21 protein-coding genes are annotated in these 21,989 nt (G+C 43.9%); 8 read left to right on the plus strand and 13 right to left on the minus strand.

Annotation, left to right across the window (positions count from 1 at the left end; translation table 11 throughout):
• Positions 1–137: 137 nt before the first annotated feature.
• A complete protein-coding gene (gene galU, locus ACTRWF_RS03935; protein WP_012517473.1) occupies positions 138–1,028 on the plus strand; it encodes a UTP--glucose-1-phosphate uridylyltransferase GalU in 891 nt (296 codons plus the stop codon).
• A gap of 79 nt (positions 1,029–1,107) precedes the next feature.
• On the opposite strand, the gene ACTRWF_RS03940 is transcribed toward galU, so the two are convergent.
• From ACTRWF_RS03940 to queF, 7 genes are all read right to left on the minus strand, one after another.
• Positions 1,108–1,422: a ComEA family DNA-binding protein gene (locus ACTRWF_RS03940; RefSeq protein WP_287151421.1), complete on the minus strand. Its 315-nt coding sequence runs from the start codon at positions 1,420–1,422 to the stop codon at positions 1,108–1,110.
• 386 nt (positions 1,423–1,808) lie between these two features.
• Positions 1,809–2,816, minus strand: a complete 1,008-nt coding sequence (locus tag ACTRWF_RS03945) for an isocitrate dehydrogenase (RefSeq protein WP_012517475.1) — start codon at positions 2,814–2,816, stop codon at positions 1,809–1,811.
• A 248-nt stretch (positions 2,817–3,064) separates the two neighbouring features.
• Positions 3,065–4,675: an HDOD domain-containing protein gene (locus ACTRWF_RS03950; protein ID WP_015066391.1), complete on the minus strand. Its 1,611-nt coding sequence runs from the start codon at positions 4,673–4,675 to the stop codon at positions 3,065–3,067.
• A gap of 11 nt (positions 4,676–4,686) precedes the next feature.
• Complete coding sequence (locus tag ACTRWF_RS03955; protein WP_015066392.1) at positions 4,687–5,061, minus strand: DUF3192 domain-containing protein; 375 nt, start codon at positions 5,059–5,061, stop codon at positions 4,687–4,689.
• Between the two features lie 175 nt (positions 5,062–5,236).
• Complete coding sequence (ppnN, locus tag ACTRWF_RS03960; protein WP_041702587.1) at positions 5,237–6,601, minus strand: nucleotide 5'-monophosphate nucleosidase PpnN; 1,365 nt, start codon at positions 6,599–6,601, stop codon at positions 5,237–5,239.
• Between the two features lie 11 nt (positions 6,602–6,612).
• The gene (locus tag ACTRWF_RS03965) at positions 6,613–8,169 is read right to left on the minus strand and encodes a GGDEF domain-containing protein (RefSeq protein WP_015066394.1); all 1,557 of its coding nucleotides are present in this window, start codon (positions 8,167–8,169) and stop codon (positions 6,613–6,615) included.
• 76 nt (positions 8,170–8,245) lie between these two features.
• Positions 8,246–9,106 carry an NADPH-dependent 7-cyano-7-deazaguanine reductase QueF gene (gene queF / locus ACTRWF_RS03970; protein ID WP_015066395.1) on the minus strand — a complete coding sequence of 287 codons (861 nt, stop codon included), beginning with the start codon at positions 9,104–9,106 and terminating at the stop codon, positions 8,246–8,248.
• Between the two features lie 147 nt (positions 9,107–9,253).
• Here queF and syd point away from each other — a divergent pair, with 147 nt between their 5' ends.
• Entirely contained in the window at positions 9,254–9,799 is a 546-nt protein-coding gene (syd, locus tag ACTRWF_RS03975; protein WP_015066396.1) for a SecY-interacting protein, read from the plus strand.
• A 22-nt stretch (positions 9,800–9,821) separates the two neighbouring features.
• On the opposite strand, the gene ACTRWF_RS03980 is transcribed toward syd, so the two are convergent.
• Positions 9,822–10,124, minus strand: coding sequence for a YceH family protein (locus ACTRWF_RS03980; RefSeq protein ID WP_015066397.1), 303 nt, complete (start codon positions 10,122–10,124; stop codon positions 9,822–9,824).
• Between the two features lie 368 nt (positions 10,125–10,492).
• On the opposite strand from ACTRWF_RS03980, the gene ACTRWF_RS03985 reads away from it, so the two are divergent.
• Both ACTRWF_RS03985 and ACTRWF_RS03990 read left to right on the plus strand, forming a co-directional pair.
• Positions 10,493–10,858, plus strand: a complete 366-nt coding sequence (locus ACTRWF_RS03985) for a DUF3192 domain-containing protein (RefSeq protein ID WP_015066398.1) — start codon at positions 10,493–10,495, stop codon at positions 10,856–10,858.
• A gap of 217 nt (positions 10,859–11,075) precedes the next feature.
• Positions 11,076–11,723 (plus strand): GNAT family N-acetyltransferase, encoded by a 648-nt coding sequence (locus ACTRWF_RS03990; RefSeq protein ID WP_015066399.1) that lies wholly within the window; start codon positions 11,076–11,078, stop codon positions 11,721–11,723.
• A 973-nt stretch (positions 11,724–12,696) separates the two neighbouring features.
• Here ACTRWF_RS03990 and ACTRWF_RS03995 read toward each other — a convergent pair.
• Both ACTRWF_RS03995 and ACTRWF_RS04000 read right to left on the minus strand, forming a co-directional pair.
• Positions 12,697–12,999 carry a DUF3301 domain-containing protein gene (locus tag ACTRWF_RS03995; protein WP_015066400.1) on the minus strand — a complete coding sequence of 101 codons (303 nt, stop codon included), beginning with the start codon at positions 12,997–12,999 and terminating at the stop codon, positions 12,697–12,699.
• Position 13,000: 1 nt separating this feature from the next.
• Positions 13,001–14,050 carry a DUF3549 family protein gene (locus tag ACTRWF_RS04000; RefSeq protein WP_015066401.1) on the minus strand — a complete coding sequence of 350 codons (1,050 nt, stop codon included), beginning with the start codon at positions 14,048–14,050 and terminating at the stop codon, positions 13,001–13,003.
• 251 nt (positions 14,051–14,301) lie between these two features.
• On the opposite strand from ACTRWF_RS04000, the gene ACTRWF_RS04005 reads away from it, so the two are divergent.
• From ACTRWF_RS04005 to ACTRWF_RS04015, 3 genes are all read left to right on the plus strand, one after another.
• A complete protein-coding gene (locus ACTRWF_RS04005; RefSeq protein WP_015066402.1) occupies positions 14,302–14,670 on the plus strand; it encodes a YqcC family protein in 369 nt (122 codons plus the stop codon).
• The gene (locus tag ACTRWF_RS04010; RefSeq protein WP_015066403.1) at positions 14,667–15,464 is read left to right on the plus strand and encodes a pseudouridine synthase; all 798 of its coding nucleotides are present in this window, start codon (positions 14,667–14,669) and stop codon (positions 15,462–15,464) included. Before ACTRWF_RS04005 ends, ACTRWF_RS04010 begins: the two co-directional genes overlap by 4 nt.
• Before the next feature lie 78 nt (positions 15,465–15,542).
• Entirely contained in the window at positions 15,543–15,992 is a 450-nt protein-coding gene (locus tag ACTRWF_RS04015; protein ID WP_015066404.1) for a flavodoxin domain-containing protein, read from the plus strand.
• Positions 15,993–16,218: 226 nt separating this feature from the next.
• Here the strand turns inward: ACTRWF_RS04015 and dapD are convergent, their stop codons facing one another.
• The 3 genes from dapD to map form a co-directional block, all read right to left on the minus strand.
• Positions 16,219–17,043 carry a 2,3,4,5-tetrahydropyridine-2,6-dicarboxylate N-succinyltransferase gene (dapD, locus tag ACTRWF_RS04020; protein WP_012517490.1) on the minus strand — a complete coding sequence of 275 codons (825 nt, stop codon included), beginning with the start codon at positions 17,041–17,043 and terminating at the stop codon, positions 16,219–16,221.
• Positions 17,040–19,691, minus strand: a complete 2,652-nt coding sequence (gene glnD / locus ACTRWF_RS04025; RefSeq protein ID WP_015066405.1) for a [protein-PII] uridylyltransferase — start codon at positions 19,689–19,691, stop codon at positions 17,040–17,042. The genes dapD and glnD overlap by 4 nt, the downstream gene beginning before the upstream one ends.
• 269 nt (positions 19,692–19,960) lie before the next feature.
• On the minus strand, positions 19,961–20,755 hold the full coding sequence (gene map / locus ACTRWF_RS04030; protein ID WP_015066406.1) for a type I methionyl aminopeptidase: 795 nt from the start codon (positions 20,753–20,755) through the stop codon (positions 19,961–19,963).
• A gap of 386 nt (positions 20,756–21,141) precedes the next feature.
• Here map and rpsB point away from each other — a divergent pair, with 386 nt between their 5' ends.
• The gene (gene rpsB, locus ACTRWF_RS04035) at positions 21,142–21,873 is read left to right on the plus strand and encodes a 30S ribosomal protein S2 (protein ID WP_015066407.1); all 732 of its coding nucleotides are present in this window, start codon (positions 21,142–21,144) and stop codon (positions 21,871–21,873) included.
• Positions 21,874–21,989: the final 116 nt, after the last annotated feature.

A 21,989-nucleotide genomic window follows, 5' to 3' on the forward strand; every position in this document is an offset into this window, starting at 1 on the left:
CGCTCTAAAAAGGTAATTGGAACATCGATTGCATTACTCGTACTAACAGATGCAAATATGTTTTTGCTTAAGAAATACTTCGATAATGGAGTGTCGGCTTGAGCGTGAATTTAGGATTTTAAAAAAGGATATTAACTATGAGTCAGGTTAAAAAAGCGGTAATCCCTGTAGCAGGTCTTGGGACGCGTATGCTTCCCGCAACGAAAGCTATTCCTAAGGAAATGCTGCCAGTTGTCGATAAGCCGCTAATTCAATATGTAGTTAGTGAATGTGTCGCTGCAGGACTAAAAGAAATCATTCTCGTTACTCACGCAAGTAAGAACAGCATTGAAAACCATTTCGATACGTCTTTTGAACTTGAAGCAACGCTAGAAAAGCGTGTTAAACGTCAGCTTTTAGAAGAAGTTCAGTCAATTTGCCCGAAAGACGTAACCATTATGCATATTCGTCAAGGTGTGGCGAATGGCTTGGGTCATGCCGTGTTGTGCGCCCGTCCTCTTATTGGTGATGCGCCTTTTGCCGTGGTTCTTCCTGACGTAATTATTGATGATGTTGCCAGCGACCCTAAAAAAGATAACCTTGCAGACATGGTGGCGAAGTTTAACACAAGTCGCGTAAGTCAGGTTATGGTTGAGCAAGTACCGGATGAAGATATCTCTAAATTTGGTATCGCTGATTTAGATGGTGCCGCAATTGCGCCAGGCGATTCTGCTAAAATTCATAAAATGGTAGAAAAGCCACCTCGTGATGAAGCCCCGTCAGATCTAGCTGTAGTGGGCAGATACGTGCTTTCTGAAAAGATTTGGGATCTGCTAGAATTTACTCCTCCTGGTGCTGGTGGTGAAGTTCAGCTTACTGATGCCATTGATGCGCTAATGAAGCTTGAGCAAGTGGATGCTTACTACATGAAAGGCAAGAGCCACGACTGCGGTAGTAAACTAGGCTATATGAAGGCAAACGTAGAGTACGCACTTCGTCACCCATCTTTAGGCGATGAGTTTAAAGAATACTTAGCTACAGTACTTTAATAATATAGTAAGCTATTTATAAGCTTAAGAAAAATGCGCCCGAGAGGCGCATTTTTTATGGGTGGGGGTACTAGCCCTGCTACTTTACCAGAACATAGCTTTCAATTTTGCTTAGCATTTTCTCACCAATGCCCCTTACTTGTGTAAGCTGTGCGACTTCTAAAAAAGGGCCAACTTCTTCACGATATTTGATAATGGCCTTTGCTTTAGATTGTCCCACTCCGGGCAATGTAACGAGTTGCTCGACAGTAGCCGTATTTAAATCGATACGCTGCTGTTGAGGCAAATTTGCACTAATCGCATTGCTCGCATCGCTAGACTCTTGCGCGTTAACGACGGGTGTTTGGATGGCTAACGCCGATAGTACGAGTAAACCTGAAACTAACTTTCTCATCATCTTTCCTTGTATGTTGCGCTAAAACGTTTATGCCCGTTGTTGTCGGTATGTTTTAGCATCTTTCTGTTTGCGTTATGTACATAAAGGGCGCTGAATGTCATGACCGACGGCCCGCATAAATTAGCTGTGTATATTTACCGTTCTGATGACTTTGACAGAACCGGTAGTTAGGCAGCTCAGCACGCTTTAATGGGTACAATGGAAATGATAAGTGGGAATGAGAAAAGCGGTAGTCCAGTTTTAGTACAGTTTTCTAAGTGACGTTAGTCTTTTTGGGTATTTAAATGGTCATGGGTATTAAGCCATAAGTTCTAGACAAAAAAACGGGCTAGTGAGCCCGTTTTCGTCGTTATAGCGCTTAAACCGCGTTAACGCTTTGCACTTTATAGGCGGTCTAGAAGTGCCTGTGTGAATTCAGTGGTACCAGCTTCGCCACCTAAGTCGCGTGTCGTACGGTCGCCTGATTCAATAACGTCTTTAAGAGCTGCACGGATCTTCTCTGCTTTGTCACCCATGTTCAGGTATTCAAGCATTTGCGCTGCAGCTAGAACTACTGACGTTGGGTTAGCTAGGTTTTTGCCTGCAATATCGGGGGCTGAGCCATGCACTGCTTCAAAAATAGCGCAGTCTTCACCAATGTTTGCTCCAGGGGCCATACCAAGACCACCGACAAGACCAGCACATAGATCAGATAGGATGTCACCGAAAAGGTTAGTCGTTACGATAACGTCGAACTGGTGTGGGTTCATAACAAGCTGCATACAGCAGTTATCAACAATCATTTCAGCCGATTCGATATCTGGGTAACGCTCGCCAACTTCGCGGGCAACTTTAAGGAACAGGCCTGAGGTTGACTTAAGAATGTTAGCTTTGTGAACCGCAGTCACTTTCTTACGGCCTTCACGACGGGCTAGTTCGTAAGCAAAAGTCACAATTTTTTCAGCGCCGTCGCGCGTGATTTTACTCATCGCTTCAGCTTCGTTACCGTCTTCTGATACCACTTGACCTAAGCCAGAGTACATACCTTGCGTGTTTTCACGAACGGTGATGATATCAATGTCTTCGTAGCGTGCTTTTGTGCCTTTAAAAGACATTACAGGGCGAAGGTTTGCGTACAGTTTGAACTGTTTGCGAAGACTAACATTGATTGAGGTAAAACCTTCACCAACAGGCGTAGTTAACGGGCCTTTAAGCGCAACTTTGTTTTTTGCGATTAGGTCTAGTGTCTCTTGAGGTAGAAGCTCGCCATGTTCTTCCAGTGCGACTAAACCAGCGTCGGCATAGTCATAGGCAAAGTCACAGCCAACCTTATCTAGAATTTTTGTGGTTGCATCGATAATGTCCGGGCCAATGCCGTCACCGCGGATGACTGTAATACGTTGCTGAGTCATGTGGAGGGATCCTCTGGTAATTCTGTTATCAAAATCGTTAGGTTTATTCAATTTTATATGACGCGTAAAGTGCCAAATTCTGCTTGCTTACTTATTATAATGGAAATTGTAGGGAAAAGAGTTAAGCACTGCAAAAGTTGCCGTATTTTATACGATAGCCGGCGCAAGTTATAGCCATTCGTAAAGATAAATTAAGGCGTTACCGTGAAAAACTAGGGTGGGGTGATGTTGTCAAAGCATATTGCGCGCTATAAAGCACGCGGGCAAAAGAGTAGTTGCCCATTTGCGTCTAACGCTTGCAGCACGTCATCTTGATCTATGTGTAAGATATTTAGAATGGATTTAACGCTAATATTGTGCAGCAAAGAATAGGCGTCTTGCGTAAACAAGCACGCTTTTGCTAACGCAAAACTTAATGAAACGATGGCCTGCTCTTTTTGTAGCGATTTCGGTACCTCACTACTTGCTTTACTGCATTGATGAATAACGGCGCGCCACGTTGAACTTTGATGCCAGCTTCCGGCAAGTTCAGATGCAATGGCAAGCCAAGGCGTGTCAGACTTTACTTTAAAGGCTTTATTGATAGATACAGCGCTAGCGCCACTAACGGGAAGTGTCTTAGATACTTTGAAGCCGGGTAAGGTAAACAGAGGCGCACAAACAAATGTCATGGTTAACGCTGCCGACTGTGGCGAAAATTTAGTATTCGCTGTTTGGGCAAAGTGGCTAGCAAATGCGCACGCAAGCAGGGTAAATTGCTTGCACATAGGCAGCAGCGGATATTGATTCTGCGTTAACCGCTCCATTAAAGCGAACTGTATAAGCATATCGCCAACGCGTTCGATACCGTAGGTTAATACTGCTTGTTTTATATTCTTGACCGGCAGCTGCAGTCGATTATCCTGACTGGCCGTTTGCATTAAAAACTGATTGAACGTGGGGACTTGCTCAATTTTTTCGCAGAGTTCAGAGATATCTACATCAGATTTTTGAAGTGCATCAACTATCGATAACAGCGCGTTGGGCGGATGCTGGATTGCATAGTTAGAGGGTAAAAAAGGCGTGCCCCCTTGGTTTACCCTAGCTTGTGCTGTGTCGGTATATAACGCAATAAAGTGCTCAAAGGGCATAGACATTGCGACGGGGGAATGTATGGATGATAGCGGTAACCATTTACCATCTTCATTCTCGCTGCTTGGCATAAATACAAAACCATGGTTTTGCTGTATATCTATCAATGCGCCAGGAGCACCATTGGCGTATATTTTTGCTCCGGGTAACGCACGCTCAAACAAAGCAATCAAAGCAGCAAGATAATGCCTGTCATTTGCGGGCAAGCGCACCGCAACCTGAGAGAATAGCGTTTGGTAACCCACTTTTTTTGGTCTATTTGCGAATATCCCAGCGAGAAGACAAAGCCGCTGTGCCATATTCAGTCTGCTATCTGCTACATAGTTTATTTGTTTAGTAGCCTGAAAGGCTTTCTGTAAACGTAGGGTATCTAACCAAACAGAGAGGTTGTGGTTGCGCAAAAAACGAACAACGGCAGCGGTTTGCTCTCGTGTCGTTTCTTTATCAGATAACCATAGGGTAGCAAGCAATGAAGCGAGAATATGCTGTAAATAATGATCGTTAAAGCGACACAGTTTACCAAACAACGCTAATAACAAAAGTTGATGTGTGTCTTTGGGAAGGTCATTATCAATGTGCAAACTGGCACTAGCAATAGCAGGATTGGCGTTAACCAGCGTCAGTACTCGCTTGGCATTTTTAAGCCAAAAATTGATGCGCTGCTCGACAGACAGTGTCTCATCGCCCTGGTGCACCAATCGCTTGAGCGTGGAAATGATGTTAGTCACTCCCAATCCTTTTAACTTTTTTGATAACTGGAGTAGGCCCCTTCACCCCATGCAATTAGCTTGTCATTTTCAAATAAGAGTGGGGTACATTCGTCCTGTGTAGTCAAACCGTCGGCTCGAACGTGCTGGGTTCTGAAAAACATGACTTGAATAGCCATTGAACCCTGTCGTTTGGCCTCGGTAATATCAGGCGAGCCAAGAAGCGCAAGCACCTCTTCTCGTGTACTGCCTAATTTTAATTTAGTAATTTGAACGCGGTTGTATTCTTCACGGTCTTTCCAGTCCATATTTTCTGGTTTATCGGGGTAAAAAGCGATAACCATAAAAACAAACATCGCGTATAACGCGACGCCAGCTAAAATTAGGCGAATGACCTTGGTATTCATGACCGTTACTTCTCGTTTCTCTGTACTCGAATGTTAGTGCTAATCACAGGCCCAAAACAAGGTGACGCGTTGCGCATGACATTCATTCGTTAAACAATACTCTGAGACAGTGTACCGCAAAATAGCTATTAAACATAAGTAGTAAACGTAAGCAAATGCTTCCTCGAGTTTTTGCCTACCGGCTATTGTTTACTACATAACAGGGCTCGTATGCCGTTCCGGGAAGCTTCATTCTATGCTGTTTTACAAATGACTCTAGCAAAGTATCAACTTTCTGCATAAGTGCACTATTACCGGTGAGCTCAAAGGGGCCGTGTGCTTTAATTTGGGCGATGCCCTCTGCTTTCACATTTCCCGCCACTATGCCTGAAAACGCTTTACGTAAATTGGCGGCAAGATCGCTTTTGCTTTGGTCATGGTGAAGTTGCAAAGCGGCCATACTCTCATGTGTAGGAATAAACGGCTGTTGAAAGTCTTGCTCAACTTTTAATGACCAGTTAAAACTAAATGCATCACCCATCGCGCCTCTGAACTTCTTAACTTTTTCAAGTTGAAGCCTCATGGTTCGCGCCACTTCCTCAGGATCGTCGATAATAATTTGGTACTTCGATTGTGCTTCTGCACCTAATGTCGCGCCAACAAACGCATCAATGGCTTCGAAATATTCCTCGCTTCCCGCTGGCCCAGTTAAAATAAAAGGAAACGGCTGCTGAGCGTTGCGCTCGTTCATCAATATACCGAGCAAGTACAGCAGCTCTTCGGCTGTACCAACACCACCAGGAAAAACAACGATACCGTGACCTAAGCGAACAAAGGTTTCTAAACGCTTTTCTATATCCGGCATGATGATCAGTTCATTGACGATAGCATTGGGGGGTTCTGCGGCTATAATACTTGGTTCAGAAATACCAATGTAGCGACCTGATTTATGACGCTGTTTCGCATGGCCAATAGTTGCGCCTTTCATTGGCCCCTTCATCGCGCCAGGTCCGCATCCGGTGCAAATATTCATGTCGCGAAGGCCTAGTTGATAGCCCACTTCTTTGGTGTACTTATACTCAACTTGGTTTATCGAGTGGCCACCCCAGCATACAACGGTATTTACTCCATCATTGCCCTCTAAGGCTTTTGCATGGCGAAGCATGTCAAAAACCATATCGGTAATTTCACTCCCTTCCGCTGGTGCAGTTTGGTGAAGAAACGCATACTTGTTACCCATGTAAAGCAAATCGCGAAGTACGGCAAATAAGTGCTCGTGCACGCCGCGTACTAACGTGTCATCTACAAAAGCCACTTCAGGTGGGTTAACTAATTCAATCTTAACCCCTCGCTCTCGACGAACAAGCTTTATTTCAAAGTTTTCATAAGGCGCAAAAAGGGCTTCGAAATTATCTTCGTCAACGCCGCTGTTTAAAACCGCCAGACAGCAGTTTCTAAACATAGCAAAGAGCTCACTATTTGTAGCATCCTGAAGACGGGTGACTTCGACTTGAGATAGCTGGCTCATCCAGCCAACGGGGTTTAGCTGCACTTTCTTCATATATCTACATCCTACACGTCAGTGCTTAAATCTGTGACAACAAGGTTGCGACCACTTCGTTTAGCTTTATAAAGATACTCATCGGCGCGCTCGAAGACAGACTCTGTAGTGTCATCCTGACCAAAGCATGTAGCGCCAAAAGAGGCGGTAATTTTTACTTTTTCTTGTTTGAACTTAAATGGCATTGCGGCTAGCTTGGTTCTAACTTCATTAAGCTTTTTATCTATGTCCGCCATTTCGGCATCAGGCAAAAGCATGACAAACTCTTCTCCGCCCCATCTGGCAACAAAATCATTTTCCGAGAGGCTTTGCTTTAAAAACTTACTGACGACTTGCAGTGTTTTATCCCCAGCGGCATGGCCAAACCTATCGTTTATAGATTTGAAGTGATCGATATCGACTACGGCAACCGCCAGCGAATGACCGTTAGATTTAAAACGGGTATAGGCTGTCTCAAGTCTCTCGTTATAGGCCTGTCTATTTGGAAGGCGGGTAAGTGGATCGGTTCGACTCTGCATCGCCTGTTCAGCAAGCTTCTTCTTGTAAACACTGGTTTGCTGCTGCAGGGTATCTATTCTCGATTGCATTGAGGATAGCAGGGCCATTATTGCCTCTTGCCCCTGCTCGTCGCTATCTTGTTGTTCGCTAAGTGCTGTGACGAGTTTTTCAACGCAAAACTGCGTTTGTTCTTTTAATGCCTCAAAAGACTCGCTTTCCGACATGGCCTCTTCGATATGGCTGATATGGCGTTTAAGTTGTTCATTACCCACCTGCCTTTTCTCAAATTGACTCTTACTATTTTCTATGGTGTTACTTACATCGTTACTTACTTCGCTAAGTGAGCGGTGAAGGCTTTGAATTACTTTGCCTGTCAAACTTGCTTCAGACATAGCGTCTTGCACAATCATTCGCAAAATTACGACACAACTTTTAAGTAACTGTTCTTTATCCATGCCCTCATCAAGACGCTGTTTGATATCGGTCAGCTGATGGTCGTCAGGTTTTTTCTGCGCGTAAGACGTGATTAAGTGGTTAAGTTCAACCAATATTGAACGATAGTGAGGATTTTCATCTTGCGGTGCGTGGGCTTTTGTATCGTCCTTACCGCTATGGCTATTTTCACCTGAGTCAATTGGCGATAGTCCAACCATTTCTTTGTTTAGCGCAATACGGTGTAGCGCTATGGCTTTGGCATAGAGTTTATAGATACTGAATATATCGCCAATAGGCTGATTCAGTTTGATCAGCTCTTGCGTGGTCAAGCCTTTTAATTCACTGTCTTCAAATACAATTTTTTGCAGTTGTTTCATGGCATCTTCAAGAGATGAAACCGTATCAACACTGTATTTGCGCAGGGTGATTTCCTGATGCTGGAGCGACTTGTTTAGCTTTTCAATACTAACAGTAGCAAGGCTAAAGTTAGGGGTGCCAGAAAGATGCCCTCGCAACACCTTTAGCTCGGTATCTATTTTGTCCGAGAAGCCTTCATAAAACGCAGAGAGCTTTACAATAAACTGACAAAGAAGCGTGTTGTTTTGCTTTAGGGTTTGTAATTGTTTTGCTTCCATAATCTCGACTTTATTCTAACTCGCCGCTAACGCAGCGGTTTAGCTGACTAAAATATGCTTACTTTCACCATTTATATTACTGACGCGCTTGACGGTGATTGGCATAAGGCGCTTCATAATTTGAACGAAAAGGGTTGATGTCTAATCCACCTCTTCGTGTATATCGTGCGCATACTGTTAGTTTGTCCGGCTTACAATGAAACATAATGTCGTTATAAATTCGCTCTACACACTGTTCGTGAAACTCATTGTGCTGTCTAAAACTAATCAGATACTTTAAAAGCCCTTCGTGTTCAATGGCTTTTCCTTCGTATTTAATTTGAATACTAGCCCAATCTGGCTGACTTGTGATTAAACAATTCGACTTAAGTAAGTGAGAGACCAGTGTTTCTTTTACTTTTTTATCGTCTTTGCTGGTAAAAAGGTATTGTGTAGTGGGTGAGTATGTCTCGATATCTACATCAAGTTCGTCTAATAGCGTGCCTTCAAACTCTTTAAATTGCAGTTCGGTAAATTGTTTTGGCAAAATTAGATCGACGTTTACTGGCTCACCAGCACATGCAGATAAATCTTTCTGAAGTACTTTTTGAACGTCCTCTGCAGAGCGGAATTTAGTTTGATTGAAACTATTCAAATACAGCTTGAAGGATTTCGATTCAATTAAGTTTTCTGAAGTAATAGGGACGTGGCATTCTAGAATAGCCACGTTGGGCTTACCCTTTAGGTTTAACCAAGAAAGTTCATAACCTGTCCAAGTATCGATACCGCTAAAAGGCAGTTCAGCACCCGTCAGATTTAATGTATCACGACTTAAGTTACGTGGAACGCCTTGCAGCAAACTGGGGTTGTATTCAAATTCGTAGTCAACCTGTTTGCCGAGAGAGAGATCGTCAGGCGCAGTGATAATAATTTTGTTAGGTGAGTTGTCAGTCGACATAAGAACCTTTTATATAGCGACTAGGATGCGAAAGACTATATGCGCTATTCCCGAAGCTCGTTCGATAAATCGCGTTCCATTCGCCCTAGTATTGACTTAACGGTGTAGTTGTATAGTGTACCCCAAAAATACGTAGGTAACGTCATAATGGCTCTAACAATTTCAGCACAATTAGATAAATTTGTATCATCTTATGTCGAACACGCTAAAGGCGAGGGCCTTAAAATTGCGTTTGATAGCGAATGGCCATCACCCTGCTATGAAGAAACTGCACAGGATGGTGAGTTAGTCGAGTGGGCACCTAAACGACAAAGCCCGCCATTGTCGTTCAATAACGTGGAAGACGCCTTATCGTTGAAACTACATGCTGATTATTGCAGTTACTTTACAACCTACTACAGTGATAATTTAAAAGCCAAAGCGCCCCAAGGCGATTGTGAGTTGCTACAGGTATTTAACCGTGAAGACTTTGAACGACTTCAACAAAACTTGATTGGCCATTTGTTAATGAAGCAGCGATTAAATCAAGCGCCTACGCTTTTCTTTGGGCTTACCGATGAGGAAGATTTTATTCTAACCGTCATTAATGAAACGGGTGAAGTCGCCCTCGAGCAAGTAGGCCAAGCACCAACGCAGATCCTCGCCAACTCCCTGGCTGAGTTTATAGAGCAACTTTCACCATTAAACGCATAGCTTTTCTCGTGTAGGCGATAGGCTATTGCCCGGTTGTGATTTGCTTAAGCGCCCGTTTTAGCTCTGCTACTTCATTCTCTAGCGCTTCCACACGCGCAGACAGCACGCTGTGATCCTTTCTCTCGGTTTGTGGCAAAGGTTGAGTTTCGCTGGAAGTCTCAAGGGTTGGTTTATGGGCGTTAAAGCGCTTTATGGCTTCTATCGCGTCAGTCACAGACACTTTAAACGGCGCCTTTGAACGCAAAATGCCTACTGAAGGCGTTTTACCCTCTTTGTACATTTGAACGCACAAAAGGTGTAGCTGCTGTAAATTTGAATTACTCATAAGTAAGTGGTGCTTAACGTTTTATCATCTTGTCAGTGTAGCTTGTTCGTATAGTCAATTTCACTAATAAGTTACTGTTTTCACTATTTAAACGATAGTTTTCTTTTTTCATAATCTTAAAATTCCATACTTTTCAATGTGTTAAGTTTTGGCCTCATTCTTGTTTGCTATGTCTTTAAATAAGCGTGAATGCCAGTGGGCATTTATTGCTGATTTCGAGGTAGTAAACGCGATTCAGTGTAAGTTCACAAAGCGAGCGTAATATCTTGAAGATAAAAGAGGTTGATGACCGTAGAAGTACGTCAAAGGACAGCAGGCTCTTAACACTTAAAATAAAAAACATCACACATAAAAAATAAGGAATTCCCATGAAAATTGTTCTTCTTTCTGTAGCTTTAGCATCGTCAGTGCTTTTGTCGGGTTGCGTTGTATCTGTTGGTGGCGGATCTGACAGTCACTATGGCGCTGACTGGGAAGATAGAGAATTCAACAACCGTAAACATATTGCTAACCTCGAAACAGGCACAAGCTATGAAAGTGTACTTAGAAAAATGGGCGTTGCAGATTTCAATGAGCTGTTTGAAAGGCAAGATGGAACTTATCGCGTGCTGTATTACCGTACGCAAAAAACCATGGGAGATGGAATTACCACAAAAGATGAGTGTACGCCGCTTGTGTTTAGAAATGGTGAGCTAGTAGGGTGGGGAGACAGTGCTTATAGCTTAATGCACTAAGCGCTTAGTCTAATTTAACGTTACTGAATCAAGGTATCAGAATTAGCGTGCAATAATAAATGTTAATAAAAAGTTAACATTGGAGGGGTTTTCACGTAGGCTAAAGTTTGTACAGCTTGAGTGGCCGGTCGAGTTTTCTACTAAACAGGATCGCTTTTGTCACTTTTACTGTATTGGTTATGATCAACCTAAACAACTTTGCGTTCGAGGAGCCCCTATGAGTACCGAAGCAATAAACAGCGCGTTCGCGCCCCTTAATGATACGGTTAAGGCTATATACCTCTGTGTAGACGATCTCAAAGTTGCCGCCTCTATTCTTTATAATGCCTATGTCGATGATCCGCTATTCATTGATATTTTTCAGGCGGAGAAAGAGGGCTATGAAAGTCGCCTACGCTCGGCTATTCGTGAAGAGTTAAATGCCTTTTGGGTGGCAGAACAACCTATGATAGGGCTTTTTGATGAGGACAGGTTAATCGCAGTTGCTTGTTTGACTGCACCAGATGCTGCGTTTGGCGCAGGTCGATATTGGCACTGGCGACTGCGAATGCTATTAACAGCGGGTCTATTCGGCACTAAACAGATGCTCGAAAAAGAGGAAAAAGTGAGAGCACTGGTTCCAGCAGATAACTTTCACATGCTAAGTTTCATTGCAGTTCACCCTGACTACCAACACCACGGTCTCGGGCATATATTGTTAGGCGCCATAGATAGCGTGATTGAAGAAGACGAGAAAAGTGAGGGGGTCTCAGTGTTTGTTACTATTGAAAAGCACCGTTCATTTTTTAACGACGACAATTATAAGGTTGTAGGTCAGTTAAGCTTATCGCACGTTAAGGGCAACGTGATGTATAGAGCGAAGTGAACGCTATTTAACCAATATTAACGCGCTACCGATCAATTACCTGCCTTCTTCTTTTTCTTTACGCACAATTTACTACGGCGTTTGTACGATATGTCCTACAAATGCTGTGCGTGATCTTACCTAAATTATGCAAGATAAAATTAGACTAAAGTATAAAGTCATTGATTGTGTTGACTTTTTTTAAATTTAGTCAAAAGTCGTACAAAAAACTTCCTAAAATTATTGTAATTCAACATGGCGGTAATAATTGGAAGGGATACTATTAATGCGTCACAAGGAAACACGACGAGTCACGGATTGAGCAAGGAAATCTTTCAAGGAAAGGGTTAGGACAACTTAAGGACGAGATTCTCACATGGCAGTGAGATAAAGGAAAAGGAACGCAGTGAGGAAACTGCAACGATAGGGACATTGTAAGGAATACCAAAGGATAAAGGACATGTTGTGTGATAGGACTTCACGACAGGATGTAACAAGGGATTAAGGATTAAGACTAGCGGTAGCTAGAGGCAAGGAGCCAACGGCAAGGAAAAGCCGAATAAGGATTTTCAGTTTGCATGGACGAGCAAACCAGGGAAGAAGAGAGGGACACGCTAAAGGATTAGCGAAGCTGTAGCAGGATGTACAGCATACAAAGGACGAGGGAAGGGAGTGCCGGCGGAGTCTGGCGAGGACAGCCTCAGGATGAGGAGCACTGTATGAAGGATGTACAGTAGTCAAGGAGCAAAGGAAAGGGACCTACGCACGGAAGGGTAGCTCGCACAGGATTGCGCGAGAGTAGATGGAAAGGGGCGTATACGGATTTTAATCGGGATGATTTTAGTCGCAAAGGATAGCGGAGAAGGATACTCAAAATTCCAGGAAAAAGGGGAGCCCATAGGTTCCCCTTTTTTTTGGTGTGTTTTTTAAGTGCATTTTTGCCACCGCTAAATAGCGTTAGCGCATTGCGAGCACATCTTAAAAAGGCGCTCTGTCACACGCGATGAGGTGGCACCTCAGTACGCAATACGCGCATACTTACCAATTCTACTTCACCGGTGTATCTATCTTCGCCGTTGCTGGAAAATTCAAAATAAAACTTACTGTGCCAGTCAGGCTTTCCGTATCTGAATGTGAGACGCGTTTTTGCTCTCGCGACGCTTAACAGCTGCAAATTGTTAGAATTACAATACTGTTTAAGATAAACGTTGGTTCGCTCAGAGATCCCTCGTATACGCCAAAATTGATAGCCAGTGAAACCAATGATTAGCCAAATAACAAGCTCAAGTAACGTCATTTTACTTTCTCGCCTGTTCGAAGAGTTGTTTAAACGCGCTTTTTAACAGCGCTGGGTTAGCCTCTGAGTGCAGTAAAGTCAGCACTTGTCGGCGAAGCTTAGGAATCTGTACTAAATCAGAAAAGAAACCAGCAAACAAGGCGCCTTTGTGTCCTTCCTTCTCATCAACTTTTGCTGCTTGTTCAAAAAACTTCGTGAGTAGTAATGGCTCCATTTGCTCGAAGTGACGTGCTGCTATCACACTGAGGATATCGAGTCGTTGTGATGTGTCTTTACTTAAAAGGTCAAGCAATTTGCTATTAATATCTGTGTTAAACACGCTTTGTGATGTGCTGCGCAAAGCCGAGAGATTAATACTGTCTTGCCTGTCTATCTCTGCCATGAAAGCGGTTAAAAGTTCGTCGGGCAAGGCTACGCTTTCGCACATTTCCATCAGCGTATTTAAAAAGACGTCCGCGTAGAGTGAGTAATTATGTTCAATAGCCTTAATGAGCGCTGCTTTCTTTGGGTGTAGGTTCAGGCTATGAACAAAGTCAGCCACACTTTGCATGGTAATTTGCTGCCAGTCCACGAGCTGTGGCGCCTGAATATAAGCTTCAACTTTTTGTGCATCTTCATTTAGCGGCTGATTGAGCCTACATTTTACTAGCGCGTTAAACTGAGCAAGCTGAGATTGATTGGGAACAAATGAGTAGGGATTATCGGGCAAAGACTGTGCTTTCTCAGTATCTTCTGCGATGGATTGCCCTAATGCATCTACAATAATTTCTAAAAAGTGGTTTCTTGCTGCTGTCACTACAAGCCCTTGCTCGTCAAGAGGAAGCTTTACAAACCAAATATAGTGTTGTGATGATGCGTTTTTATTCCAAAAAACGATGCCAAACCACCCGTGTTTTTGGCGAGGGTAGGGCGCATAGGCACTAGCGTTTTCTATTTCAAGAAACGTTTGGTTATCGATTGGTACAAGGCGCCGCCCAAGGTCAAAGACCTGATACTCAGTGCCGGCATGTAATAAAAACTCACTGATTGAATTGATACTGTTAGCGCTCATAACTCGTTCCAAAATACTGCTTTTTTTAGGGGCTGCTGATTTACTTGGGCTTTAGGTGCTACAAGCCCTCGTGTTTTTATATGCTAGGTAGAGAAACACTAAAAGGTACCGCCAACAGTCCTAACAACCAAAGTTAAATGGTATCACAGCCAAAGAATTTCAACGACACGTGCTAACGACTTATGTTGCTGCACAGGCCCTGATATACTGCGCGCATTTATGATTAAGTATTGAGATTGTTGGGAAAGAAAGTGAGCAAATCACAAAATATGCCTCATAGCATGCATTGGAGCGCGCGTAGCGGCGTGCTTAGCGAGGCGCTGGATAATCTTGAGGTAATAATGCAGGAAGAGGGCATTTGGCCTGACGCCAAACCAACCCGAAAGGTGTTAGATAGCGCGCTACAAAGTACTGTGCCTTTCGCCGTCGATAGCTTACCGTTTGAGAGTTGGCTAGCATTTATCTTTATTCCCAAAATGCGAATCATCATTGCCCAAAAGCAAACATTGCCAGCTATGCAAATTACCCCAGCGGCCCAAGTCTACTTAAATGGTATTGGGCATCGCACTATCGCTCAATTACAGACAATTGATGATATTGCCAGTGAGAAGGGCGTATGAACCAAACAAGCAACACTATAGCCTGTGAACATCGTGAAGATGTGTTGAAGAAGCAAGTAGAACATCAGCCCTTGCACTTACCCGTGCTATATCAAGATGAGCATATTATCGCGATAGACAAGCCGCCGGGACTGTTAGTCCATAGAAGCCCTATCGATAAGCACGAAACCGTGTTTGCTGTTCAGACGTTAAGGGATCTAATTGGCCAGCATGTTTTTCCAGCACACCGTTTAGATAGGCCGACTTCCGGCGTTCTGGTATTTAGCTTTAGCGCTGACACTGCCGCTAAACTAGGCAAACAGATGATGGACAAGCAGGTGGTAAAGCAATACCACGCTATTGTTCGAGGTTTTGTTCATCACACTGGTTATATTGATTACGCGCTTAAATATCGCTATGACAAAATAGCGGATAAACACAAAAGGCCCCAACAGCCGCCGCAGCCTGCTTCTACTATGTATGAGTCTTTAGCTAAGTTCGATGTTCCCGAACCTGTGGGTAGATACCAAAGTGCACGGTATTCGCTAGTGAGACTTTCACCCAGTACGGGACGCAAGCATCAGCTAAGAAGGCATATGGTACATATTCGTCACCCTATCATTGGCGATACGACTCACGGCGATGGCAAACAAAACAAATTCGCTAAAAGCCACTTTAATTTTACTCATTTGGCCTTAAGTTGTACTCAGATGGGATTTTCTCACCCTGTTACTCAAAAATGGATAACGATTAATGGTGAGATGCATAGCGAAATGCGACAATTTGCAGATAGGCTAGCATCGTTCAAGGTTTAACTTAGTGAGCAAGTGCAATTGCTTGTCACTGATTCTCGCCACCTAGATACAGGGGCGAACACTATTTAAGAGGTAAAAATGGCAACTTTAAAAATTATTGCGGGTACAGTATACGGTAATGCCCAACATGTCGCTGAACAGGTTGAAGAGAATTTAGCCGAACAAGGTGTAGACTGTTCGTTAGAAAGCGACCCTTCTGTTGCTGATTTTACCGATGCCGACGCGCTACTCATTATTACCTCTACCACGGGGCAAGGTGACGTGCCGCCAAACCTTGAGTTTGTCTTCTCGGACTTAAAAGATGAATCACCTATGCTGACGGGCAAGCCATTTGCCGTTGCGGCACTTGGTGATAGTAGTTACGGGGAAAGCTTCTGTGGTGCAGGTAAACAGTTTCAAGAGTTGCTCAGTGAGCTACAGGGTAACGCCGTGGCGAACATGCTAGAAGTCGACGCCATTGAAACTCTAGAGCCTGAAAAAGACGTGGTTGACTGGGTGAACACGATAAAAGATAAGCTGTTAGCATAATTGTCAACTTTCGGTAAATGCACGCCTTTAAAGCATCAGTACTTGCTTATTTTAAGTGTTAAAGCCAAGCGTTTAAGTTCGAAGGTAACGTCCTAACTTTTGCTTAAGCTATTTAACCCGTGAAAGATAAGCAAGCGAGGGTGGCGTTGTAAGTTAGTACAAACAAAAAGAGGCGCATTAGCGCCTCTTTTTAGTATTTGCTTTTTAAAACGCTGCGGTGAGCGTTTTACTCAACGCCGCGAAGTAGAGCGTTAATACCTACTTTGGCGCGGGTTTTCGCATCAACTTTTTTCACGATGATTGCAGCGTATAGGCTGTATTTACCATCTGCGCTAGGTAGGTTGCCCGCAACGACTACAGAACCCGCTGGTACACGGCCGTAGTGAATTTCACCGGTTTCACGGTCATAGATACGCGTGCTCTGACCGATGTAAACGCCCATTGAGATGACTGAGCCTTCTTCAACGATAACACCTTCTACAATTTCAGAGCGCGCACCGATGAAACAGTTGTCTTCAATAATGGTTGGGTTTGCTTGAAGTGGCTCTAATACGCCACCAATGCCTACGCCACCAGAAAGGTGAACGTTTTTACCAATCTGGGCACATGAGCCTACTGTTGCCCACGTATCCACCATAGTACCTTCATCAACAAATGCACCAATGTTTACGTAAGAAGGCATAACAACTGCGTTTTTCCCTACAAACGTACCGGTACGCACTGCAGCGGGTGGAACAATACGTGCACCGTCAGCAGCAAACTGCTCAGCGGTGTAGTTAGTGTACTTAAGCGGAACTTTATCGTAGAACTTGCTTTCTGCACCTTCAATTACATCGTTGTTGTGAAGGCGGAAGAAAAGTAGCACCGCTTTTTTGAGCCACTGGTGTACTACCCATTCGCCAGCAATTTTTTCTGCAACACGGCCTTTGCCGCTGTTTAGTAGGTCGATAGCCTGAGCTACCGCATCTCTTACTTCATCAGGTGCTGATGATGGGCTAATGCTGTCGCGATTTTCGAAGGCGTCTTCAATAATGGCTTTCAATTCATTCATGGTATTGTGATATCTTCAAGTTGGTCGAGTTTAAACAGGATCCGCTTTTTAAGGTTTACCTGTTGTTCCTGGGTTAATGCGATGCCAGCGTCATTGCTGACGATAAAAATATCTTCGGCTCGCTCGCCGATCGTGGCAATTTTGGCGAGTTTAAGTGTCATATTAGTATCAACGAATGCGTGACCAATTTTAGCCAAAATACCCGGTGCGTCTAGGGCTTCTAACTCAATAAGTGTCGCTTCATCGTTGATATTGAAAAAACGGACCTTGGTAGGTACGTCTAACTGTTTCATTTGACGAGGTAATTTCCTTTTGTTCTCATGTGAACGCCCTGGTTTTTCTAACTGCTCAGAAATGGCTTTTTCAATAGACGCTATTCGGGATTCAGAGCTCAAACGGCTACCGTCGTTTTCAAGGATTAACATGCTGTCAAACACATAGCCGTCGCGCGTCACGGTTACGTGAGCATCGTGAATGGAGCAGTTGCGACTATCTAATACCGAGGCTACTTGGGCAAACAAGGCTTTTCTATCTTTGCCATACACAAAAACTTCGGTGCCTCCTTTCGAACTGTTATCGTTAGCTTTAACTAACAATCCGTTGTGATCAGGCGTAAGCCACTCGTCTTGTGCCTTGATAATTTCATCTGTATGCCAGGCAATTTGTGTAGGCTTAAATCGAACAAAGTAATCATCATCAAGGCGTGCCCACAACGCATCTATGGCTGTGGTGTCGATTGCCCGCTCTTGTAATATCTGCCGCGCTTGATGTTTATGTGTAGAGACCCGTTCATTTAGTGTGACCTGACATTGAAGCCCATTATCTAATGCTTTTTGCGTCATCAAATAAAGCTCGCGCAGTAGCGATGCTTTCCAGTCATTCCACAAGTTGTCGTTCGTTGCTCGGATGTCAGCAAGCGTTAGGGTATAAAGCAAGTTTAGGTGATTGTGACTTCTTACCGCACTTGCAAACTCGCTAATGACGTCGGGGTCGTAAATATCGCGGCGTTGAGCCACTACCGACATAAGTAGGTGATTCTCAACCAGCCAAGCAATCAGTTCCGCATCTTTACTTGGCACGTCGTGCAGCTGGCAAAATTTAGCAACATCTTGTGCGCCTAACGTGGAATGATCGCCGTTTCTACCTTTGGCAATGTCGTGAAAAATAGCCGCAATATAAAGCACTTCAGGCTTATCTAGATGTCTACAAATTCTGCCGCAGCGCGGGAAGTCCTTGTTTTCTTTTGAGAAGAAATAATTAACGTGCTTAACCAGTCGATGTGTATGTTCGTCTACGGTGTAGGCGTGGAACAAGTCGAACTGCATCATACCTACAATAGCATCCCACTCGGGAAGGTAGGCTTGCAAAATACCGTACTGATGCATTATGTCCCAAGCAAAGTTAAAAAACTCGGGTTGCTTCATTAAGCGCATGAACTTTTCACGACACAGCGGGCGCTCTACATAGTATTCGGCTTCAAAGGCGCGATGGGCGTTGCGCAACTGACGAATACAAATAGTGCTGAGGCCTTGTACTTCTGGTGTATTTGCAACAAGGTGTAAGAAATCTAAAATTGCTTCGGGTGATGAGAATACCGTCTCGTGACGGGGCGAAATCATATTATCAAGAAGCTCAAAGTCTTCATTAATAATGACGCATTGCTGAACGCTTTGGTTCAGCATGTCGTACTTGAAGCGCTGAAGCAGCATTTGATTAAGTTCAGAAACCCGTGCCACAGTGCGGAAAAAGTCTCGCATCATTTTTTCTACTGACGACTTTCCTTCTTCGCCATACCCCATCATTTTGGCTACGTCGGTTTGGTAATCGAATAATAGGCGGTTTTCGCTTCTGCCAGCCACTAAATGAAGCGCACAGCGCATTTTCCAAAGGTGCATGCGACAGGCAATAAGCTCGCTGTGCTCTTGCTCTGTGAAGTAGCCGTGACCCACCAAGTTCCAGCCGTCGTATTCTTTAAAGTGTTTCTTCGCTACCCAACCAATAGATTGGATATCGCGCAAGCAACCGGGGTTTTCTTTGATATTGGGCTCTAGGTTATAAGCGGTACCGTTAAACTTTGCGTGGCGTCTCTTCTGCTCGTCGTATTTCGCTGAGAAAAAAGACTTACTTGACCAAGAATTACGGCCATTGACTTCGTCCCACAATTTATCAAAGGTGATTTCGCTGCCGCAAAGTAGTCGGCTCTCCACGAGGTTAGTGGCTATACTAATATCGTCTTTCGCCAGCTTCACCGTTTCTTTGATGGTGCGCACAGATTGTCCAACGTCTAACTTTATATCCCACAAAAGCGTAATAAACTGGCCAATTTTTTCTTGCACGTCAGGCTTTAGTTTCTTTCTACTGACAATAAGTAAATCGATATCTGAGTGGGGCTGTAAGTGGCCGCGGCCGTATCCGCCTACGGCGCACAGCGAAAGCTCATCTACGGTATCTAAACCATAGAGTTGCCAAAGATGACAAAGCAATGCATCGACAAATTGCGCGCGACCGGTAACAAGTTGATTAACCGGTGTGGCATCAAAAGATTCTGTGATCCAAGCATAACTTGCTTCCACGCATGACTTGATAGCGGGAATTTCATCAACAGAGTTGATGGTGTCGATATTCTTTATCAGTGATTGCAGCGTCAAAATACACCTTCGAAATAGACTTCTTTTTAGACGCTACGAACAATAGCATGAATTGATAGTAGTTCGCAGTATCAAATTAATGCATAAGTTAGGTTGGATTGTGAATATTTATGGTTTTTTGTTATTGGTGTGTAGCATGACAAAGCGTAAGAGAAACGCGCCAGCTAAATTCGAATTTATGCCAAATAGGACAAAGGCGGCGAGAGTAAAATAAGAGGGTAGCCATTAGGGCTACCGCTCATATTCTTTATTGATAAAGGGGTGAACCATTAATCGTGAGATATGGTGCGCGCTAACGTCTCTTCGTCGCGAAGGGTTAGAATTTCAACGCCGTTCTCAGTTACCAATAGTGTATGCTCCCATTGGGCGCTTAAGCTTCTGTCTTTGGTAACGACGGTCCACTGATCAGGCAATACCTTAGAGTAGCGCTTACCGGCATTGACCATAGGCTCGATAGTGAAGCACATGCCTGGTTCCAGCACGTCGCCCGTACCAGGTTTACCGTAGTGAACAATTTGCGGCTCTTCGTGGAAACTTGCGCCGATCCCGTGCCCACAGTATTCACGCACAATTGAATAGTTATGCGCTTCAGCGTGAGTTTGACAAATATGGCCGATATCGCCCAAACGCATACCCGGCTTTACTTGTTCAATCGCTTTATATAAGCATTCTTGGGTTACGCGAATAAGACGTTCAGCAAGAATTGAAGGCTTGCCAACCACAAACATCTTAGACGTGTCACCGTGATACCCATCTTTAATAACCGTCACATCAATATTAATAATGTCGCCGTCTTTCAGTTTCTTGTCAGAAGGAATACCGTGACATATACAGTGGTTAACGGATGTACAAATAGACTTAGGAAACGGAGGGTGACCATAATTAAGGGGGGCAGGGGTCGCCTGCTGCTCATTAACAATATAGTCATGACAAATGGTATTGAGCTCATCTGTTGTTACGCCCTTTTTAACGTAAGGCGTAATCATCGTTAGCACGTCGGCTGCCAATTTACCGGCCACGCGCATCTTTTCGATTTCTTCAGGGGTTTTGATTATTGCTGTCACAGCGCCTCTCAAATCGGTTTAAGCTAAGTTTTACAAAAAGGTTTTTACTGGAAAAAGTATAACATCGATCAGGCCGCTCTGAGTAACAATATGAAATATAGATGTTTTATTTGGTTGGTGTGACAGATGTGAGGTTTTTTCATAACCGTGGTGTACTTTGAAATATAACGGCGAAACTTGAGCGTGAGGCGTGATTGTGGTATAAAGCGCGCGCCCTGACGGAATCCTCATTTTGCATTGCGAATTGAGTACCGGTTTAGAGGGTAAATTTATTTTATTAAAACACACATATACCGACACTTCGTATCGGGGTGTTCAGCTCAATTTAGATTGGCCTGAATCGATACAAGGGGTATATGGAGGCCTAACCCCAAGAGGAAAATAAAATGGCTAATGTTTCTATGCGTGACATGCTGAAAGCAGGTGTGCATTTCGGTCACCAAACTCGTTACTGGAACCCAAAGATGAAGCCTTTCATCTTCGGCGCACGTAATAAAGTTCATATCATCAACCTTGAAAAAACGGTTCCACTTTTCAACAACGCACTTAACTACCTTTCAGGTGTTGCGTCTAAGAAAGGTAAAATCCTTTTCGTTGGTACTAAGCGCGCCGCTGGCGAAGCAGTTAAAGATGCTGCTCTTAAATGCGACCAGTACTACGTAAACAAGCGTTGGTTAGGTGGTATGCTGACTAACTGGAAAACAGTACGTCAGTCAATCAAGCGTCTTAAAGATCTAGAGCAACAAGCTCAAGACGGTACGTTTGAGAAGCTAACTAAGAAAGAAGCACTTATGCTTCAGCGCGAAATGGACAAGCTTGAAAACAGCCTTGGCGGTATCAAAGACATGGGCGGTCTTCCAGACGCGATCTTTGTTATCGACGCAGATCACGAGCACATTGCTGTAACAGAAGCTCGTAACCTAGGTATTCCTGTTGTTGGTGTTGTTGATACAAACTCTAACCCAGACGGTGTTGATTACATCATCCCTGGTAACGACGATGCTATCCGCGCTATCCAACTTTACTTGGATGCTGCTGCAAACGCTATCAACTCAGGTCGCGAGAGCAACCTTGAAGTACAAGCTGAGCAAGACGACTTCGTAGAAGCAGCAGAGTAATTCTGATTGCTTACTGTCATATCTAGATAATATGGCGGTACTACAATACGAAACGTATTGAGAGGGGCGGCATCGCCCCTTTTACCTAACGAATTTTATATTTAATGCTGAGGAAT

Source organism: Alteromonas sp. G5_S2_22_S1 (genome assembly GCF_054968525.1).

Coding starts and splice junctions, on each gene's coding strand:
- galU (WP_012517473.1), top strand. CDS start 138: ATGAGTCAGGTTAAAAAAGCGGTAATCCCTGTAGCAGGTCTTGGGACG.
- ACTRWF_RS03940 (WP_287151421.1), bottom strand. CDS start 1,422: ATGAGAAAGTTAGTTTCAGGTTTACTCGTACTATCGGCGTTAGCCATC.
- ACTRWF_RS03945 (WP_012517475.1), bottom strand. CDS start 2,816: ATGACTCAGCAACGTATTACAGTCATCCGCGGTGACGGCATTGGCCCG.
- ACTRWF_RS03955 (WP_015066392.1), bottom strand. CDS start 5,061: ATGAATACCAAGGTCATTCGCCTAATTTTAGCTGGCGTCGCGTTATAC.
- ppnN (WP_041702587.1), bottom strand. CDS start 6,601: ATGAAGAAAGTGCAGCTAAACCCCGTTGGCTGGATGAGCCAGCTATCT.
- ACTRWF_RS03965 (WP_015066394.1), bottom strand. CDS start 8,169: ATGGAAGCAAAACAATTACAAACCCTAAAGCAAAACAACACGCTTCTT.
- queF (WP_015066395.1), bottom strand. CDS start 9,106: ATGTCGACTGACAACTCACCTAACAAAATTATTATCACTGCGCCTGAC.
- syd (WP_015066396.1), top strand. CDS start 9,254: ATGGCTCTAACAATTTCAGCACAATTAGATAAATTTGTATCATCTTAT.
- ACTRWF_RS03980 (WP_015066397.1), bottom strand. CDS start 10,124: ATGAGTAATTCAAATTTACAGCAGCTACACCTTTTGTGCGTTCAAATG.
- ACTRWF_RS03985 (WP_015066398.1), top strand. CDS start 10,493: ATGAAAATTGTTCTTCTTTCTGTAGCTTTAGCATCGTCAGTGCTTTTG.
- ACTRWF_RS03990 (WP_015066399.1), top strand. CDS start 11,076: ATGAGTACCGAAGCAATAAACAGCGCGTTCGCGCCCCTTAATGATACG.
- ACTRWF_RS03995 (WP_015066400.1), bottom strand. CDS start 12,999: ATGACGTTACTTGAGCTTGTTATTTGGCTAATCATTGGTTTCACTGGC.
- ACTRWF_RS04000 (WP_015066401.1), bottom strand. CDS start 14,050: ATGAGCGCTAACAGTATCAATTCAATCAGTGAGTTTTTATTACATGCC.
- ACTRWF_RS04010 (WP_015066403.1), top strand. CDS start 14,667: ATGAACCAAACAAGCAACACTATAGCCTGTGAACATCGTGAAGATGTG.
- ACTRWF_RS04015 (WP_015066404.1), top strand. CDS start 15,543: ATGGCAACTTTAAAAATTATTGCGGGTACAGTATACGGTAATGCCCAA.
- dapD (WP_012517490.1), bottom strand. CDS start 17,043: ATGAATGAATTGAAAGCCATTATTGAAGACGCCTTCGAAAATCGCGAC.
- rpsB (WP_015066407.1), top strand. CDS start 21,142: ATGGCTAATGTTTCTATGCGTGACATGCTGAAAGCAGGTGTGCATTTC.